The 15,678-nt window shown below is 72.9% G+C and carries 16 protein-coding genes and 1 pseudogene; 10 read left to right on the top strand and 7 right to left on the bottom strand.

Annotated elements, in window-relative coordinates; translation table 11 throughout:
* The 8 genes and pseudogenes from ACFFIC_RS12350 to ACFFIC_RS12315 form a co-directional block, all read left to right on the top strand.
* Window positions 1-301: pseudogene (locus tag ACFFIC_RS12350) on the top strand (gfo/Idh/MocA family oxidoreductase); the annotation flags it as partial.
* Between the two features lie 29 nt (window positions 302-330).
* A complete protein-coding gene (locus tag ACFFIC_RS12345) occupies window positions 331-1,305 on the top strand; it encodes a Bug family tripartite tricarboxylate transporter substrate binding protein (RefSeq protein ID WP_377050690.1) in 975 nt (324 codons plus the stop codon).
* Between the two features lie 12 nt (window positions 1,306-1,317).
* Entirely contained in the window at window positions 1,318-1,503 is a 186-nt protein-coding gene (locus tag ACFFIC_RS12340) for a hypothetical protein (protein ID WP_198384591.1), read from the top strand.
* Window positions 1,504-1,513: 10 nt separating this feature from the next.
* Window positions 1,514-2,503 (top strand): ABC transporter substrate-binding protein, encoded by a 990-nt coding sequence (locus ACFFIC_RS12335; protein ID WP_377050688.1) that lies wholly within the window; start codon window positions 1,514-1,516, stop codon window positions 2,501-2,503.
* Window positions 2,504-2,523: 20 nt separating this feature from the next.
* Window positions 2,524-3,711 carry a hypothetical protein gene (locus ACFFIC_RS12330; RefSeq protein WP_377050686.1) on the top strand — a complete coding sequence of 396 codons (1,188 nt, stop codon included), beginning with the start codon at window positions 2,524-2,526 and terminating at the stop codon, window positions 3,709-3,711.
* A gap of 26 nt (window positions 3,712-3,737) precedes the next feature.
* Entirely contained in the window at window positions 3,738-4,706 is a 969-nt protein-coding gene (locus ACFFIC_RS12325) for a Bug family tripartite tricarboxylate transporter substrate binding protein (protein WP_377050684.1), read from the top strand.
* A 97-nt stretch (window positions 4,707-4,803) separates the two neighbouring features.
* A complete protein-coding gene (locus tag ACFFIC_RS12320; RefSeq protein WP_377050682.1) occupies window positions 4,804-5,565 on the top strand; it encodes an ABC transporter ATP-binding protein in 762 nt (253 codons plus the stop codon).
* Window positions 5,562-6,365: an ABC transporter permease gene (locus tag ACFFIC_RS12315; RefSeq protein WP_377050680.1), complete on the top strand. Its 804-nt coding sequence runs from the start codon at window positions 5,562-5,564 to the stop codon at window positions 6,363-6,365. Before ACFFIC_RS12320 ends, ACFFIC_RS12315 begins: the two co-directional genes overlap by 4 nt.
* 2 nt (window positions 6,366-6,367) lie before the next feature.
* Here the strand turns inward: ACFFIC_RS12315 and ACFFIC_RS12310 are convergent, their stop codons facing one another.
* Both ACFFIC_RS12310 and ACFFIC_RS12305 read right to left on the bottom strand, forming a co-directional pair.
* Window positions 6,368-7,099 (bottom strand): endonuclease/exonuclease/phosphatase family protein, encoded by a 732-nt coding sequence (locus ACFFIC_RS12310; RefSeq protein WP_377050678.1) that lies wholly within the window; start codon window positions 7,097-7,099, stop codon window positions 6,368-6,370.
* Window positions 7,100-7,101: 2 nt separating this feature from the next.
* Window positions 7,102-9,261, bottom strand: coding sequence for a VTT domain-containing protein (locus ACFFIC_RS12305; protein WP_377050676.1), 2,160 nt, complete (start codon window positions 9,259-9,261; stop codon window positions 7,102-7,104).
* Window positions 9,262-9,411: 150 nt separating this feature from the next.
* Here ACFFIC_RS12305 and atzF point away from each other — a divergent pair, with 150 nt between their 5' ends.
* Window positions 9,412-11,166, top strand: a complete 1,755-nt coding sequence (atzF, locus tag ACFFIC_RS12300; protein ID WP_377050674.1) for an allophanate hydrolase — start codon at window positions 9,412-9,414, stop codon at window positions 11,164-11,166.
* Here the strand turns inward: atzF and ACFFIC_RS12295 are convergent.
* Genes ACFFIC_RS12295 through ACFFIC_RS12280 form a run of 4 tightly spaced genes read right to left on the bottom strand, consistent with a single transcriptional unit; the run spans window position 11,123 to window position 14,890 of the window.
* Window positions 11,123-12,850 (bottom strand): SulP family inorganic anion transporter, encoded by a 1,728-nt coding sequence (locus tag ACFFIC_RS12295; RefSeq protein ID WP_377050672.1) that lies wholly within the window; start codon window positions 12,848-12,850, stop codon window positions 11,123-11,125. The two genes, atzF and ACFFIC_RS12295, sit on opposite strands and share 44 nt — an antisense overlap.
* An 8-nt stretch (window positions 12,851-12,858) precedes the next feature.
* Window positions 12,859-13,809 carry a D-2-hydroxyacid dehydrogenase family protein gene (locus ACFFIC_RS12290; RefSeq protein WP_377050670.1) on the bottom strand — a complete coding sequence of 317 codons (951 nt, stop codon included), beginning with the start codon at window positions 13,807-13,809 and terminating at the stop codon, window positions 12,859-12,861.
* A gap of 56 nt (window positions 13,810-13,865) precedes the next feature.
* Window positions 13,866-14,411, bottom strand: a complete 546-nt coding sequence (locus ACFFIC_RS12285; protein ID WP_377050668.1) for an MOSC domain-containing protein — start codon at window positions 14,409-14,411, stop codon at window positions 13,866-13,868.
* Window positions 14,408-14,890 (bottom strand): Lrp/AsnC family transcriptional regulator, encoded by a 483-nt coding sequence (locus ACFFIC_RS12280; protein WP_377050666.1) that lies wholly within the window; start codon window positions 14,888-14,890, stop codon window positions 14,408-14,410. Before ACFFIC_RS12280 ends, ACFFIC_RS12285 begins: the two co-directional genes overlap by 4 nt.
* A gap of 113 nt (window positions 14,891-15,003) precedes the next feature.
* Here ACFFIC_RS12280 and ACFFIC_RS12275 point away from each other — a divergent pair, with 113 nt between their 5' ends.
* Window positions 15,004-15,249 (top strand): DUF6356 family protein, encoded by a 246-nt coding sequence (locus ACFFIC_RS12275; protein ID WP_377050664.1) that lies wholly within the window; start codon window positions 15,004-15,006, stop codon window positions 15,247-15,249.
* 12 nt (window positions 15,250-15,261) lie between these two features.
* Here ACFFIC_RS12275 and ACFFIC_RS12270 read toward each other — a convergent pair whose 3' ends face one another.
* Complete coding sequence (locus tag ACFFIC_RS12270) at window positions 15,262-15,678, bottom strand: nuclear transport factor 2 family protein (RefSeq protein WP_377050662.1); 417 nt, start codon at window positions 15,676-15,678, stop codon at window positions 15,262-15,264.

Below are 15,678 nucleotides of genomic sequence, written 5' to 3'. Positions count from 1 at the left end.
GCCGCCCCCCGCCTACAACCACTTCGGCCTGGTCATCGCCTCCTGCGAGCGCGCCGACCTCCGCCCCACGCCCTCCGGCGTCATGGTCTATGCCGACCACGGCAGGCACTTCGACCCGCTGCCGCCGCCGGACGTCCCGCGCGCGGAGGTGATCGACGAGCTCCACGCCGCCATCGTCAACAACACGCCCCCGCTGCACGACGGCGCCTGGGGCCTCGCCACCGCCGAGATCTGCCTGTGCCTTCTCGAATCCGCGCGAACGGGAAGGGAGGTGGCGCTGCGCCACCAGGCCACGCCATGATGGGCGCAACGAAAAACGGGAGAGAAACCATGAACCCAGCCGCCCCCGCGCGCCGCCACGTCCTCGGCCTCGCCGCCCTGGCCGCCCTCGTCCCTGCCGCGGCGCGCGCGCAGTCCCGCACGATCCGCCTGGTGGTTCCCTACGCTCCCGGCGGCACCAACGACGTCACCGCCCGCCTCCTGCAGCACCGCCTGGGCGAGGGCCTGGGGCAGACCTGCGTGATCGAGAACCGCTCGGGCGCCAGCGGCGCGATCGGCGCCCAGGAGGTGTCGCGCAGCACGCCGGACGGGCAGACCCTGCTCTACTCCAACGAGGTTCACCCGATCCTGCGCCTCGTGCAGCGCGGCGTGCCCTTCGACGCGATCGAGGACTTCACCCCGGTCTGCCGCACCGTCAGCATCCCCTACGTCCTCGTCGGCGGCATGAAGGCCGGCCAGCCCACCGACCCGCGCGCCCTGATCGCGGCGGTGAAGAGCAAGCCCAACGACTTCACCTTCGCCTGCTCCTCCCTCGGCTCCGTCGGCCATCTCGGCGCGGCGGCGCTGGGGCAGCGCCTGGGGGTGGAGGTCACCACCGTGATCTACCGGGGCACCGGCCCCGCCACCAACGACGTCATCTCGGGCGCCGTGCCGCTGATGTTCGCCCCCGTCGGCGCCGTGCTGCCGATGATCCAGGGCAACCAGCTCCGCGCCTATGCCGTCACCGCCCCCGCGCGCCTTTCCTCCATGCCGGACACGCCGACCATGGGGGAGGCCGGCCAGCCCGACATGTTGTTCGAGGGCTGGTGCGGCATCTGGGGACCCAAGGGCCTGCCCGAGGCGCGCGTGGATGCCACCCGCACCGCCACCCAGGCCGCCCTGCGCGACGCCGAGGTCGTGCAGCGCCTGGCCGCCATCGGCTGCGCCCCGATCATCGAGAGCACCGCCGACTTCGCGAAGCTCATGGTGGCCGAGCAGGCCCGCAACGCCGCCATCATCCGCGCCGCCGGCATCCAGCCGGAATAAAGGGGAACACCCATGGCCCTGATCCGCATCGAGCCCGTGCGCGACGAACGCTCCGGCCGCTACTTCCTGGAAATCTACAACCCGCACGACGCCGAGGCGCCCTTCGTCACCACCCAACCCCGCTACGGCTCGGCGGCGGCGGCCGAGAACGATCTCGTCGCCATCCTCGCATCCGCCGCCAGCGCCCCCCGCGCCTAGGAGCCACCGCTTGTCCGCTCTCCGCCTCTCGCTCGCCATCGGCGACTACGACCGCATCCGCCCGCTGGTGGACGGCAACGTCCGCATCGACGGCGTGGACCCAGCCTTCTCCATCCTCGACCCCGAGGAAATCTTCTTCCGCGCCTTCAAGTACGCCGACTTCGACATCTGCGAGCTGTCGCTCTCGTCCTACACGGTGAAGACCGCGAACGGCGACTGTCCCTACATCGCCGTTCCCGTGTTTCCCTCCCGCGCCTTCCGCCACACCTCCGTCTATATCCGCACGAACCGCGGCATCGCGAAGCCCGAGGACCTGCGCGGCAAGCGCGTGGGCGTGCCCGAGTACCAGCTCACCGCCAATGTCTGGGTGCGCGCCATCCTCGAGGAATACGGCGTGCGCCCCGCCGACATCACCTGGGTGCGCGGTGGCTACGAGCATCCCGGGCGCGAGGAGAAGATCGCGCTCAAGCTGCCCGCCGAGGTCCGCCTGGAAAGCCTCCCCGCCGGCGCCACCATCTCCTCGGCGCTGGCCGACGGCACCATCGACGCCGTGATCGGCCCCCGCGCCCCCTCCTGCTTCGAGCGCGGCCACCCCCAGGTGGGCCGCCTCTGGTCCGACCCTGTCGCCGCCGCCTCCGAATGGTACGGCAAGCACCGGATCTTCCCGATCATGCACGTGCTGGGCATCCGCAAGGACGTGGCGGAACAGCACCGCTACCTCCCCGGCGCACTCGTGAAGGCCTTCGAGGAAGCCAAGGCCTTCGCCCTCGCGCGCCTTTCCAACACCGCCGCCACCAAGGTCACGCTTCCCTTCGTGGAGGAGCGCCTGCAGCACGCCCGCGCCCTGATGGGCGACGACTTCTGGTCCTACGGGCTGGAAGCCAACCGCGCGGGCCTCGACACCTTCCTCGCCGCCCACCACGCCCAGGGCCTGTCCTCCCGCCGCCTCGCGCCGGAGGACCTCTTCCACCCCGCCTCGCTCGAATCCTTCCGCCTCTAGCAAGCAGGAGAGACGACGCCATGCCCGCCATCCAGAACCGGGTCGAGGACATCATGGCCTCCGCCACCCGGCGCGGCCTGCCCCGCAAGATCCAGCACCCCGTGGCCGACACCGCCGCCTATATGCGCGGCGTGGACAACTTCTGCCGCGTGATGGCCATCCGGCCCGGCGACCACGTGGTGATGCTGACCGACCCGCTGCTGGACCCGCGCGTGGTGCAGGCGGTGCAGGGCCTGGCCCGCGGCCGTGGCGCCACCTTCATCTCCTACATGGGGGACAGCACCCGCTACGTGACGGTGCCCGAGGAAGCCAAGCCCCTGCTGGAGCGCGCGACCTTCGTGGTCTCCACCTGGTTCGCCTCCGTGCTCGATCCCTATTGCATCGGGCTGCGCCGCCAGAAGGGGCAGCGCTGGGTCAAGATCACCTTCTTCCGCGACCTCGACCTGCTGCACACTCCCCAGGCGCAGTTCCCGGTCGAACTGCTGGGCGAGATCATCCGGGCCACCGGCCGCATGTTCCCCGAGGCCGGCGACTTCACGCTCCGCATCACCGACCCGCGCGGCACCGATTTCCGCGTGCCCTTCAGCGAGGCCATGCTGCGGAAGATGCGCGCCCACAACCGCTGGCGCGGCCACAACTTCGCCGACGAGGACGGCTGCTACGTCCACTACCTGCCCACGCACGGCCCCAACCTCTTCGAGCCGAACATGGTCGGCCTCCGGCCCGACGAGAAGATCGGCGTCAACGGCACCATCTGGCCGCAATGGGCCGTCGGCTTCGACGAGCCCTTCCGCGAACCGCTCGGCGTCGAGTTCCGCGACGACGTCGTCCACGCCGTCCACGGCCATGGCTGGGAGGCGGACGTCATGCGCGACTACCTCATCGGCGGCACGCTCGAGGAGGTCGGCTGCGGCCACAACCCCAAGGCGCCGCGCTTCGACATCTACCCCGCCGGTCCCAACTCCCCCGGCGCGCTGCACTTCGGCATCAACGCCCTCAAGCCCTCCGAATACCTCCGCCGGGTGATGCCGAACTGGGAGGAGCCGCACATCCACATGGACCTCGTCACCTTCGACGCGACGGTGATGGCCGGCAACCGCACCATGGTGGAGGACGGCTACCTCCTCTCGCTGCGCGACCCCGCCGTGCGCAGGATGGCCGAAACCTACGGAGACCCCGTCGAGCTGCTCGAAGCCTACCCCGTCTAGCGCCGCCACCCCGGGAGGAAACAAGAATGAAGACGACCCGCCGCGCGCTGCTCGCCAGCGGCGCCGCCCTGCTGGCCGCGCCCGCGCTCGCCCAATCATACCCGGAGCGCCCGATCCGCCTCATCGTGCCCTTCCCGCCGGGCGGCGGCGGCGACACGCTAGGCCGCCTCTCGGCGCAGGCCGCGCAGCCCAGCCTGTCCCAGCCCATCGTCATCGAGAACCGCGCCGGGGCCGGCGGCAACATCGGCGCCGAGGCCGCCGCCCGCGCCCCCGCCGACGGCTACACCCTGTTCTACGGGACCAACGGCACCCACGCGATCAACGAGGCCCTCTACCCGCGCCTCCCCTTCCGCCCGGACGCCGACTTCATCCCCGTCTCCGCCCTCAGCCGCATCGCCCTCGTCGTCGTGGTGCGGAAGGAACTGCCGGTGGAAACGCTGCCCGAACTCATCGCCTATCTGCGCGCCAATCCCGGCCGCGTCAGCTACGCCTCCGCCGGCAACGGCACCACCGGCCACATCGCCTCCGAGATGTTCCGCGCCGCCGCGGGGGTGGAGATCCTCCACGTCCCCTATCGCGGCAACGCCGCCGCCATGACCGACCTCGCCGCCGGCCGCGTGGACATGGCCATCGACCTGATCCCCGCCGCCGCCCCCGTGCTGGAGGGCACCGCCGTCCGCGCGCTCGCCGTCACCAGCGCCCAGCCGCTGCCGAGCCACCCCGCCCTGCCCACCGTCGCCGCCACCCTCCCGGGCTTCGAGGTCGCCGCCTGGGACGGCATCTTCGCCCCCGCGGGCACGCCGCCGGCCGCCATCACGGCCATCAACGCCGCCTTCCGCCGGGGCATGCGGAACCCGGACACCGTGGCCCGCCTCCGCCAGCGCGGCGCCGAGGTGGTCCCGCTGGAAACACCCGCCGACTTCGCCGCCTTTGTCGCGGCCGAGCGCACCAAATGGGCCGCCGCCGTGCGCGCCAGCGGCGCCCGCATGGACTGATCCGGCGCAGGCCCCGCCGCCGGGGAGATATGGCCGAACCGCCGCGCTCCCGCTAAGGGCGGGACGGCATGACCCCACCAGCTCCGAACCGGCCCGCGTGAGCGACGCCGCACCGCCCCCCGTGGTGGCGCTCGCCGGCGTCACCAAGCGCTACAACAACGGCACCCTGGCCGTGCAGGGCCTGGACCTTCGCATCGCGCGCGGCAGCTTCAACAGCCTGCTCGGCCCCTCCGGCTGCGGGAAAAGCACGGTGCTGCGCATGATCGCGGGCCTTGAGCCCCCCACCTCCGGCACCGTCGCCTGGCCGGAAGCGGGCCGCCCCAGCCTCGGCTTCGTCTTCCAGGACCCAACGCTCATGCCCTGGCGCACGGCGCTCGACAACGTCGCCCTGCCGCTCCGCCTCGCCCATGTCCCCAAGCCCGAGCGCCACCGCCGCGCCCACGCGATGCTGGCCCTGGTCGGCCTGTCCGAGGCCGCGGGCAGCTACCCGCGCGAACTCTCGGGCGGCATGCGCATGCGCGTCTCCATCGCCCGCGCCCTGGTGACGGAGCCCGAGCTGCTGCTGCTGGACGAACCCTTCGCCGCACTGGACGAGATCACCCGCTTCCGCCTGAACAACGACCTGCTCCGGCTGTGGGAGGCGCGCCGCTTCACCGCGATCTTCGTCACCCACTCCATCTTCGAATCCGTCTATCTTTCGGGCCGCGTCGTGGTCATGGCCGCCCGCCCCGGCCGCCTGCACGCCGACATTGCGCTCGACGCCCCCGCGCGCCGCGACGAGGCCTTCCGCACCTCCCCCGCCTATGCCGCCCTGTGCCGCACCGTCTCGGATGCGCTGGAGAAGGCCATGGCCGCATGAGCGACGCCCCCGCGCCGCGCCGCAACTGGGCGCGCGTCCTCGCCCCCCTGCTGGTCGGCCTCCTCGCCCTGGGGGCCTGGGAAGGCGCCATCCGCCACTTCGCGGTGCCCGCCTATGTCCTGCCCGGCCCCGTCGCCATCGCGCAGACCCTGGCCGCCGATGGCGGCTCCCTCGTGGCCTCCCTCCTGGTCACGCTGCGAACCACCGTCCTCGCGCTGCTGCTGGCGGTGGCCACGGGTGTCGCGCTCGCGGTGCTGTTCAGCCAGTCCCGCTGGGTGGAGATGACCTTCCTTCCCTATGCGGTCATGCTCCAGGTCACGCCGGTGGTCGCCATCGCGCCGCTGATCATCATCTGGGTGAACGACGTGCAGGCCGCGCTGCTGATCTGCGCCTGGCTCGTCGCCTTCTTTCCCATCGTCTCCAACACCACCATCGGCCTGAACAGCACCGACCGGAACCTGCTGGACCTGTACCGCCTGCTCGGCGCGTCCCGCTGGCAAACGCTCGTGCAGCTCCGCCTGCCCGCGGCGCTGCCCTTCTTCCTGGCGGGGCTGCGCATCTCCGGCGGGCTGGCGCTGATCGGCGCCATCGTGGCCGAGTTCGTGGCCGGCACGGGCGGCGCCTCCTCCGGCCTCGCCTACCGCATCCTGGAAGCCGGCTACCAGCTCCAGATCCCCCGCATGTTCGCGGCCCTCGCGCTCATCTCCCTCTCGGGCGCCGCGATCTTTCTCGCCCTCTCGCTGGTCTCGCACCTGCTGCTCCGCCGCTGGCACGAGAGCGCGCTGCGCGCCGAGCGCTGAGGTCAGGCCACCACCAGCCGCGTCGCCCGCCCCTCGCCCTCCGGCAGCAGCGCCACCTCCGCGATCACCGGCAGATGGTCGGAGGCGGTCCGCGCCGCCTTGTCCGTCCAGCTCCGCAACAGGGCGGCACGCGGCCGCGCATAGATCCGGTCCAGCGCGAAGAGCGGCCGGCGCACCGGAAAGGTACGCCCCCGCGTGCGCGACGGCAGCGTGCCCAGGAAGGCCCGGTCCACCGGCCCGTGCGGCTCCCAGTCGTTGAAGTCCCCCATGGCCAGCAGCGGCTCCGTGCTCGCCCGGGCCAGCGCCGCCAGCCGCGCCGCCTGCGCGCGCCGTTCTCCCCAGCCCAGCCCCAGATGCGCCGCCAGCAGCCGCAGCGTGCCCCCCGGCGTCTCCACCCGCGCCGTGATCGCCGTCCGCGGCTCCCGCCCGGGCACGGAGATGTCGTGCAGCGTGCCCTCGTCGAGCGCCCAGCGGCTGGCCAACATGTGCCCGTAGCAGCCATCGGTGCCGCGCAGCGTCGGCGCCTCCACGGCATGCCCGCCCAGCGCCTCGCGCAGCGCCGAGAAGGGCAGGGTGCCCGGCCGGTTCCGGCCCTCCACCTCCTGCACCGCCACGATGTCGGGCGCGTGGCGCAGCATGAGGTCGATCGCCCGCTGGAGATCGTGCCGCCCGGCCGTGCAGACGCCACCATGGATGTTCCAGGTCATCACCCGGAACACGAAACCCGCCCCCACCCTCAGTCCTCGTGGCGCCAGCGCCGGAACAGCTTCTGCAACCCCCAGGTGATCCCCGCCCAGGCCACCAGCACCACCACCAGCATCCCGACGTTGCGCGGCGTCGGGTGCTCCAGGATGCGCGACAGCCCTTCGCCCACCAGAGACAGCAGCGCGATCCCCGGCAGCAGCCCCAGCGCCGTGCCCACCATGTAGTCGAGGAAGCGGATGCGCATCGCCCCGGCCACCAGGTTCACCAGCGTGAAGGGCGCCACCGGCAGCAGCCGGATGGTGGTCACCGCCAGGATGCCGTTGCGGTTCACCGACTGGCTGACCCGGTTGATCCGCGGCCCCAGCACCCGCCGGAGCACCCCCGGCCCCACCTTCCGCCCGAGCCCATAGGTCGCCGCCGCCGAAACCATGGCGCCGACCGCCGCATAGGCCAGCCCCGGCCAGGTGCCGAAGGCCGCCGCCGTGCCCAGGATCAGCACGTTCACCGGAAAGGCCACGAAGCCCAGCAACAGGAACAGCCCGACCGAAACCGCCGGCCCCCAGGAGCCACCCGCCGTCAGCGCCGCCTTCATGGCCTCCGGCGTCATGTATTGCGACACCGGCGTCGCCTTCCACAGCAGGATCAGCAGCGCCACCGGCACCAGGATCAGCGCCAGCCGCGCCAGCAGCGGCCAGGGCTTGCCCGAGGGCGGCGCCACGTCCGGGTGCCCCAGGTAGTCCGCCAGGAACTCCCCGGTCTCGATCGGCCGCCGCGGGTCCGCCGCCCGCTCGATCCCCGGGAGCAGGCTCCGCGCCGGCGCGTCGCCGTCCTGCACGTCCCGCAGGCTGTGCCCGCCCGCCGAAAGCCCGCTGACCGCCCGCAGGATCGAGCCCGTGTCGTGCACCCGCGCCGAAACCAACTCGGGCGAAACCCCGGTGTGCTCGGCGATCAGCCGGTCCCGCACCCGTGCCACCGCCTCGCGCTGCGTCACGTCCGCGGCCTCCACCATCAGGTCGCACTCCGTGTCCGTGCCCATGGAGCGGTTGCAAAGGTTGGAGGAGGCGACGCGCAGCAGTCGGTCATCCACCACCATGACCTTGGCGTGCACCATCACCTCCGACTCCGCCGCGCCGTTGCTCACATGCGGGAACACCAGCCGCACCCGCTCGCCCATCCCGGCCCGGCGGATCGCCCGCATGAAGCGGATGCGCCCGGCCAGCATGGTCCGGTGCTCCAGCCAGGTCTGGTGGGTCTTGGGCGCCACGATCAGCGCCTCCAGCGCTGGCCGCTCCTTCATCCGCCGGATCAGCGCCCGCGCGATGCGCCCGCAGGTCAGGAACTGGTTCTCCACATAGATCATCCGTTCGGCGGCCCCGATCATGTCGAGGTAGAGCGCCTCCACCTCCCGCACCTCCGCCGCCCCCGCATGGCGCGGCTCCGTGCGGGCGATGCCCAGCGTCACGTCGCGGAAATCGGGCACCAGCCCCTCCGGCCAGGGGTCGTGATCGGGCGCGGAAGGCGGCTCGGCCGGCATGCATTCCTCGCAGGCCCGCGCCCAGCGATCCGCCACCAGGGCCGAGAGCGCGGCCGCCGCCTCGCCATCCACCGCCATCTGCACGTCGTGGAAGGGAGGATACGGCTTGCCCGCGGGGTCCACCCGCCCGGGCTCGCCGGGGTCGTGCGCGCTCCGGTCCCAGCGGCGGATGGTCAGGTCCAGCCCGCCCGAGAAGGCCACGAGCCCATCCACCACCACCACCTTCTGGTGGTGCGAGGCCCCGAAGGGCGTGCGGTCGTCGAGGCAAAGCTCCACCCCCTCCGGCACGCCCCAGCGCAGGCTCACCGCCGGCAGCAACTCCCGCTCCAGCGCGTAGAGCACCGAATAATCCCAGAGCAGCAGCTTCACCGAGAGCCCCGGCCGCCGCTGCACCAGCGCGCCGAGGAAGGCCGCCAGCTCCTCCGGCAGCCCGTCATCGGGCGGCGCGTCCCCCACCAGCCGCATGCGGCTGTCGATGTCCCAGCCGACGATGTGGATGCTGTGCTCGGCCTTGAGCATCGCCGAGCGCAGCGCACCGAAATAGGTGGCCCCGTCCGAGAGCAGCGCCGCGCGCCCCGCACGCGCCACCCGCCAGGCATTCCGCCCCGGCTCCAGGATCGAGGCGGGCGGCCGCGCGGCGGGCGGAGGCGAGGGCACGGTCCGGGTCCGTGGGCGCGGGGGGGCGTCGGTCAGCATCCCCCCGCTAACGCCACAATCTCCGTTTCGTTCGCGGTTGCGGCAGGAGCGGCCCGCCTCTTGCTAAATCACGATCGCTGGCCGAGAGCCATTTCTGCTTGGGGGAACGCGATGCTGTGGGATTTGGCGCGGGCGAATGGCCCGGAGGCGGCGGCGCGCGCCGCGCTGGACCGGATCGAGGCCTGGGCCGATCCCGCCCTCTTCCTCCACCGCATCCCCGCCGCCGAGGTGATGGCCGAGGCCGCCCGCCTGGCCGCCGAGGGGCCGCGCGGCCGCCCCCTTTTCGGCATCCCCTTCGTCATCAAGGACAACATCGACGCCGCCGGCCTGCCCACCACCGCCGCCTGCCCGGACTACGCCTACACCGCGGCGGAAGACGCCCCCTGCGTCGCCCGCCTGCGCGCGGCCGGCGCCATCCTGCTGGGCAAGGTGAACCTGGACCAGTTCGCGACGGGGCTGGTGGGCGTCCGCAGCCCCTTCGGCACGCCGCGCAACGCGGTGGACGCCGCCTGCGTCCCCGGCGGCTCCTCCTCCGGCTCGGCCAGCGCCGTTTCCGCCGGCATCGCCGCCTTTTCGCTGGGCACGGACACCGCCGGCTCCGGCCGCGTCCCCGCGATGTTCCAGAACATCGTCGGCCTCAAGCCCAGCCTCGGCCTCGTGCCCACCCGCGGCGTCGTTCCCGCCTGCCGCTCGCTCGACGCCGTCTCCGTCTTCGCCCTCACCGCCGAGCAGGCCGCGACCGTGCTGGACGCCATGGCCGCGCCCGACGCCGCCGACCCCTATTCCCGCGTCGCCCCCGCCGGCTGGCGCGCCTCCGGCGGCACCCTGCCCCCCGTGCTCCGCGTCGCCGTGCCCGAGGAGGCCGACCTCCTCTTCGACACCCCCGACGACGAGGCCCTGTTCCGCACGGCCCTGTTCCGCCTCGAAGCCCTGGGCGCGACGCTGGAGCGGGTCTCCATCGCCCCCTTCCTGGCCCTGGCCCGCCGCCTCTACGACGGCGCCTGGGTGGCCGAGCGCACATCCGCCCTGCGCGACATGGTGGAGAACCACCCCGGCTCCCTCCACCCCACCACCCGCACCATCCTGGAGGGCGGCCTGTCCCGCCTGACCGTGGACGCCTTCGACGACTTCCACGCGGTGGCGCAAACCCGCCTCCTCTCCCGCGCCATGTTCGCGAAATACGACCTGCTGGCCGTCCCCACCGCCCCCGGCATCCCCACGCTCGAAACGCTCGCCGCCGAGCCCATCGCCGCGAACAGCCGTTGCGGCACCTACACCAACTTCGTGAACCTGCTGGACCTTTCGGCCGTCGCGCTCCCCTCCGGCTTCCGCGCCGATGGCCGCCCCGCCGGCATCACCCTCATCGCCCCCGCCTTCGCCGAGGCCCGCCTCTGCGCCGCCGCCGCCGCCCTGCACCACGCGGCCGCCCTGCCGCTGGGCGCCACCGGCGAACCCACCCCGCCGCCGGCCGCCGGCACCACGCCCGCCGAGGGCGAGATCCCCCTCTTCTGCATCGGCGCCCACATGTCCGGCCTGCCGCTGAACGGCCAGGTCACGTCGCTCGGCGGCCGCTTCCTGCGGCGCGACCGCACGCAGCCCGCCTACCGTCTCTACGCGCTGGGCAACCGCCCCGGCCTGATCCGCGAGGCGGGGGAGGGGGGCTCGGCCATCGAGGGCGAGGTCTGGGCCATTCCCGCCGCCGGCATCGGGCCCCTGCTGGCCCAGGTGCCGCCCCCGCTCGGTTTCGGCACCGTGGCGCTGGAAAGCGGCCCCTGCCTGGGCTTCCTCGCCGAGCCCTCGGGCCTGCCCGGCGCCCCCGAGATCACGTCGCATGGGGGGTGGCGGGCATACCTCGCGTCGCGCTGACGCCCAACTCCGCCCGCGCCGCCGCCACCGCCTCGGCCAGCCCCGCCCGGAAGCGCACCGCCGGCGGGCGCACCCCGTGCGTCCGCAGCACCCGCCGGATCGGCGGCCGGGCGCCCGCCAGGTAAACCAGCGCGCCCCCGCGCCGCGCCTTCCGCGCGAACCCCTCGACCGTCGCGGCCGCCGTCGAATCCAGCACCGGCACGGCCGAGACGTCGATCACATAGGCCCGGGGCTGCGCCCCCACCCGGTCCAGCGCCGCCCCCACCCCGGCGGCCGCGCCGAAGAAGAAAGCCCCGGAAATCCGGATCACCGCCACGTCGCGGTCGCTGGACAGCGCCGCGTCATAGGCCTCGCGCCCGTCCGTATCCCCCCGGTCCGCCTCCACCACCGGGCGCCCGGTCTCGACCTGCACCGCCTGCGCCATGCGGTGCAGGAACAGCAGCGCGCCGATCCCGAAGCCGATCAGGATCCCCTCGATCAGGTCGCGGAACACCACCAGCGAGAGCGTCGCGAACAGCACCACCGCATCCCCGCGCGAGGCCCGCACCAGCGCCGCCATCGCGTGCCGCTCCACCATGTTCCAGGCCACCACCGCCAGCAGACCCGCCAGCGCCGCCAGCGGGATGAACCCGGCCAGCGGCGCCGCCAGCAGCATGAACAGCAGCAGGAACACCGCGTGCAGCATGCCCGAGACCGGCCCGCGCGCGCCCGAGCGCACGTTGGTCGCCGTCCGCGCGATGGTCCCCGTCACGCAGAAGCCGCCGAACAGCGCCGAGCCGATATTGGCCACCCCCTGCGCCACCAGCTCGCAGTTGGAGCGGTGCCGCCGCCCGCTCATGCTGTCCGCCACCACCGCCGAGAGCAGGCTCTCGATCCCGCCCAGCAGCGCGAAGGACAGCGCCGCCGGCAGCACCGCCGAAACCGCCTCCCACCCCATCGCGGGCAGGCGGGGCGCGGGCAGGGACTGCGGGATGCCCCCGAAGCGCGTTCCGATCGTCTCCACCGGCAGCCCGAGGCCCCAGGCCAGTGCCGCCGCCACGGCCACCGCGATCAGGAAGCCCGGCCATCCCGGCCTGAACCGCCGCAGCAGCAGGATCGACGCCACCGACAGCCCGGCCACCCCCACCGCCGCCGGACTGGCCGTCGGCAGCGCCCCCCACAGCGCCGCCAGCTTCGGCAGGAGCGGCCCCGGCTCGTGCGCCAGCGCCAGCCCCAGAAGGTCCTTCACCTGGCTGGCCAGGATGATCACCCCGATCCCCGCCGTGAACCCGACCGTAACAGGATAGGGGATGTACTTGATGAAGGTGCCCAGCCGCAGGAGCCCGATACCCATCAGGATCACGCCCGAGAGCAGGGTGGCCAGCACCAGCCCCTCCACCCCGTGCGCGGCCACCGTGGCCCCCACCAGCACGATGAAGGCCCCCGCGGGCCCGCCGATCTGGAAGCGGCTTCCCCCCAGAAGCGAAACCAGGAAGCCGCCGACTATGGCCGTATAAAGCCCCCGGTCCGGCCCGAGGCCGGAGGCGATGGCGATCGCCATGGAAAGCGGCAGCGCCACGATCGCCACCGTCAGCCCCGCCACGGCATCGGCCCGGAGCGACGCCAGCCCGTAGCCCTCCCGCAGGACGGTCACGAGCTTGGGCGTGAACATCTCCGCGAAGCCCGGCTCCCCCGGGCCCGGCATCCTCCGCCTCAGATCACCCGGATCGGCTCTCCCGCCATCCATGCCTTCACCGCCTCCAGCGCGCCGCCATAGAAATGCGCGTAGTTCTGCTGCGTGACGTAGCCGAGATGCGGGGTGAGCACCGTGTTCGGCCAGGCGGTGACCGGCGCCCCCGCGGGCAACGGCTCCTCGTCGAACACGTCGAGCCCCGCCCCCGCGATGCCGCCGGAGCGCAGCGCCGCCTCCAGCGCCGCCCCGTCCACCAGCGGCCCGCGCGAGGTGTTCACCAGAAAGGCCGACCGCTTCATCAGCCCGAGCTCCGCCGCCCCGACCGTGTGGCGGGACCGCTCGGAGAGCACGAGGTGCAGCGTCACCACGTCCGACTCCCGCAGCAGCGTTTCCTTGTCCACGCGCGTCGCATCGGCCGCGCGCGCGGTCTCCTCCGTCAGGTTCGTGCTCCAGGCCAGCACGCGCATGTCGAAGGCGCGCGCCACCCGCGCCACCCGCTGCCCCTGCTTGCCCAGGCCGATCACGCCCAGCGTGCGCCCCTCCAGCCCCTGGCCCACCACCGTCTGCCAGCGCCCTTCCCGCAGCGCGCGCTCCTGCGCGGGAATGTCGCGCAGCAGGGCCAGGATCAGCCCCCAGGTCAGCTCCGATGTCGGCGAAACCGTGCCCGGCGTGCCGCAGAAGGCGATGCCGCGCTCGCGCAGCGCCGCCGCATCCACCGAATTGTTCCGCCCGGCCGTGGTGACCACCAGCTTCAGGTTCGGCAGGCGCTCGACCAGGGCCCGCGGCAGCGGCGTGCGCTCCCGCATCAGCACGATGGCCTCGTAGGGCAGCAGCCGCGCCACCAGGGCGTCGGCGTCCTTGATCGTGTCGCGGAACACGTCCACCGGCACACCCAGCGCGCCCCAGTCCCCGAAGGACAGCGCCACCCCCTGGTAGTCGTCCAGGATCGCGACCCGGTTCAGCGTGTTCATGCCCATCATTCCCCCGGACCGTTCGCGCGGAGGCTAGAGCAGAACGCCCGGCCCCGTCAGGGGGCCGCCGGCAGCACGCGTTCCACCAGATCGCCCAGCCGGATCACCCCGCCTTCCAGCACGCGGGCCGTGATCCCGCCATGCCCGCGCACGGCGTTGTAGCCGCCCGGCCCCAGCTCCTCGTCCATGCGGGAACACGGGTGGCAATCGCCCGACCATTCCAGCAGCGCGCCTCCGAGCCGGAAGCGCCGGTTGCGCAGGGCCGAAAGGTTGATCCCCTCCACCACCACGTTCCGCCGGAGCCGCGCCGGCCCCACCGGGGCACCCCCGAGATACCCCGTGATCGCCCGCAACTGCTCCATCGCCATCAGCGTCACCTGCCGCGCACCGTTCCGGCCGCTGGCGAAGCGGTCCCCCGCCAGCCCTTGCCCGGCTTCCGCCTCCGCGGCCTCCACCACCCGCATGGCCGCGCGTCTTGCCGGCCGCAGCCCGATCCAGCACACCCGCCCCGGCGCCACCGGCCCGTCCAGCAGCCGCGCCAGCATGGAGCCCGGCGCCGGCCCCGCCGGGTAGGGCACCTCGCCGAACAGGTCGCGGCTCAAGGGGCGTAGGCCGTGGGCAGGGCCGTCGTGTACTTGATCTGCTCCATCGAGAAGCTGGAACTCACGTCAAACAGATCGGCCATCTCGATCAGCCGCTTGTACACCCCGTCATAGGCCGCGATGTCCGGCACCACCACGCGCAGCAGGTAATCGACGCTGCCGCTCATGCGGTGGAATTCCAGCACCTCCGGAATGGCGCTCACCGCCCGGCAGAAGCGCTCGGCCCAGTCCATGCTGTGCCGGTTGGTGCGGATGGTCACGAACACCGTCACCCCCACCCGCATCTTCGCGGGGTCCAGCAGCGCCACCCGCCGCCGGATCACCCCCTCCTCCTCCAGCCGCCGGATGCGACGCCAGCAGGGGGAGGGGGACAGCCCCGCGCGCTCCGCCACCTCCGCCACCGACAAGGTCGCGTCCTCCTGAAGGCATTCCAGGATCTTCCGGTCGAACCCGTCCAGCGGGGAAAGTTTTTGCGCCAAAGCGTCGTATCCGGGCCTGAGATCACGCCAAACTGGGAAAAGCGGGCAGCGAACGCAATCCCTTGCCGGGCGCCGCGCCCTATCCTGGCGCGAGCGACCGAGGAGTTCCGCCCATGCCCGCCCCGTCCTTCACCGATCACCCGGCCTCGGTGGGCGAGACCTACACGGAGCACATGCACACCGCCGCCTGGTTCGGCTGGCGCATGCTGGTGGGATCGCTCGCCTGCTTCGTGCACGCGCTGCTGCCCTTCCTGTTCACCCGCACGGGCTCGGCCACCATCACCCAGCTGCACGAGCGCATGGTGGTGAACCGCGTGCGCGCCGAACGCGCCGCCGGCGGGGCGCGCCACCCGGCCTGATCCGGGAGGGCCTCAGGCGCGGGCGCGGTCCCGGCAGGCTTGCGCGGTGTCGTAGAACTCGCGGAAATCCGCCACCATCCCGTCCACGATCCGGATGAAGTCGGCCTTGGCGTAGCGGTGCTCCCCGCCGGCCCCGTGGTGGCGCACCGTGACGGTCGCCAGCACGGCGATCCACTCGCCCTGGGCGATGACCTGCTCCACCTCGTATCCCGCAACATCGGCCACGGCATCGAGGTCGCCGAAGTAGCGCTCCACCCCCGCGCGGCCTTGCCTGGTCCCGGCCCAGGGCAGCGCGCCCTCGCCGATGGAGGTCCAGGTCACCCCGGGGGCGAGCGCCTCGTAAAGCGCCGAGCGGTCGCCTTGTGCGTAGCGGCCGTAGATATCCTGCACGCGCGCCAGGTTGCGCGCGGTGAGATCGCCCTCGTCCAT

Origin of the sequence: Muricoccus vinaceus (assembly GCF_042433125.1) — a bacterium.
GTDB lineage: Bacteria > Pseudomonadota > Alphaproteobacteria > Acetobacterales > Acetobacteraceae > Roseomonas > Roseomonas vinacea.
Note: the sequence above shows the minus strand (reverse complement) of the source record. Positions and strands in the feature narration are given on the sequence as shown.

Excerpts from the sequence above, each read along its gene's own strand:
- ACFFIC_RS12345 (WP_377050690.1), top strand. The coding sequence starts at position 331 with ATGAACCCAGCCGCCCCCGCGCGCCGCCACGTCCTCGGCCTCGCCGCC.
- ACFFIC_RS12340 (WP_198384591.1), top strand. The coding sequence starts at position 1,318 with ATGGCCCTGATCCGCATCGAGCCCGTGCGCGACGAACGCTCCGGCCGC.
- ACFFIC_RS12330 (WP_377050686.1), top strand. The coding sequence starts at position 2,524 with ATGCCCGCCATCCAGAACCGGGTCGAGGACATCATGGCCTCCGCCACC.
- ACFFIC_RS12325 (WP_377050684.1), top strand. The coding sequence starts at position 3,738 with ATGAAGACGACCCGCCGCGCGCTGCTCGCCAGCGGCGCCGCCCTGCTG.
- ACFFIC_RS12315 (WP_377050680.1), top strand. The coding sequence starts at position 5,562 with ATGAGCGACGCCCCCGCGCCGCGCCGCAACTGGGCGCGCGTCCTCGCC.
- atzF (WP_377050674.1), top strand. The coding sequence starts at position 9,412 with ATGCTGTGGGATTTGGCGCGGGCGAATGGCCCGGAGGCGGCGGCGCGC.
- ACFFIC_RS12295 (WP_377050672.1), bottom strand. The coding sequence starts at position 12,850 with ATGCCGGGCCCGGGGGAGCCGGGCTTCGCGGAGATGTTCACGCCCAAG.
- ACFFIC_RS12290 (WP_377050670.1), bottom strand. The coding sequence starts at position 13,809 with ATGAACACGCTGAACCGGGTCGCGATCCTGGACGACTACCAGGGGGTG.
- ACFFIC_RS12275 (WP_377050664.1), top strand. The coding sequence starts at position 15,004 with ATGCCCGCCCCGTCCTTCACCGATCACCCGGCCTCGGTGGGCGAGACC.
- ACFFIC_RS12270 (WP_377050662.1), bottom strand. The coding sequence starts at position 15,678 with ATGGACGAGGGCGATCTCACCGCGCGCAACCTGGCGCGCGTGCAGGAT.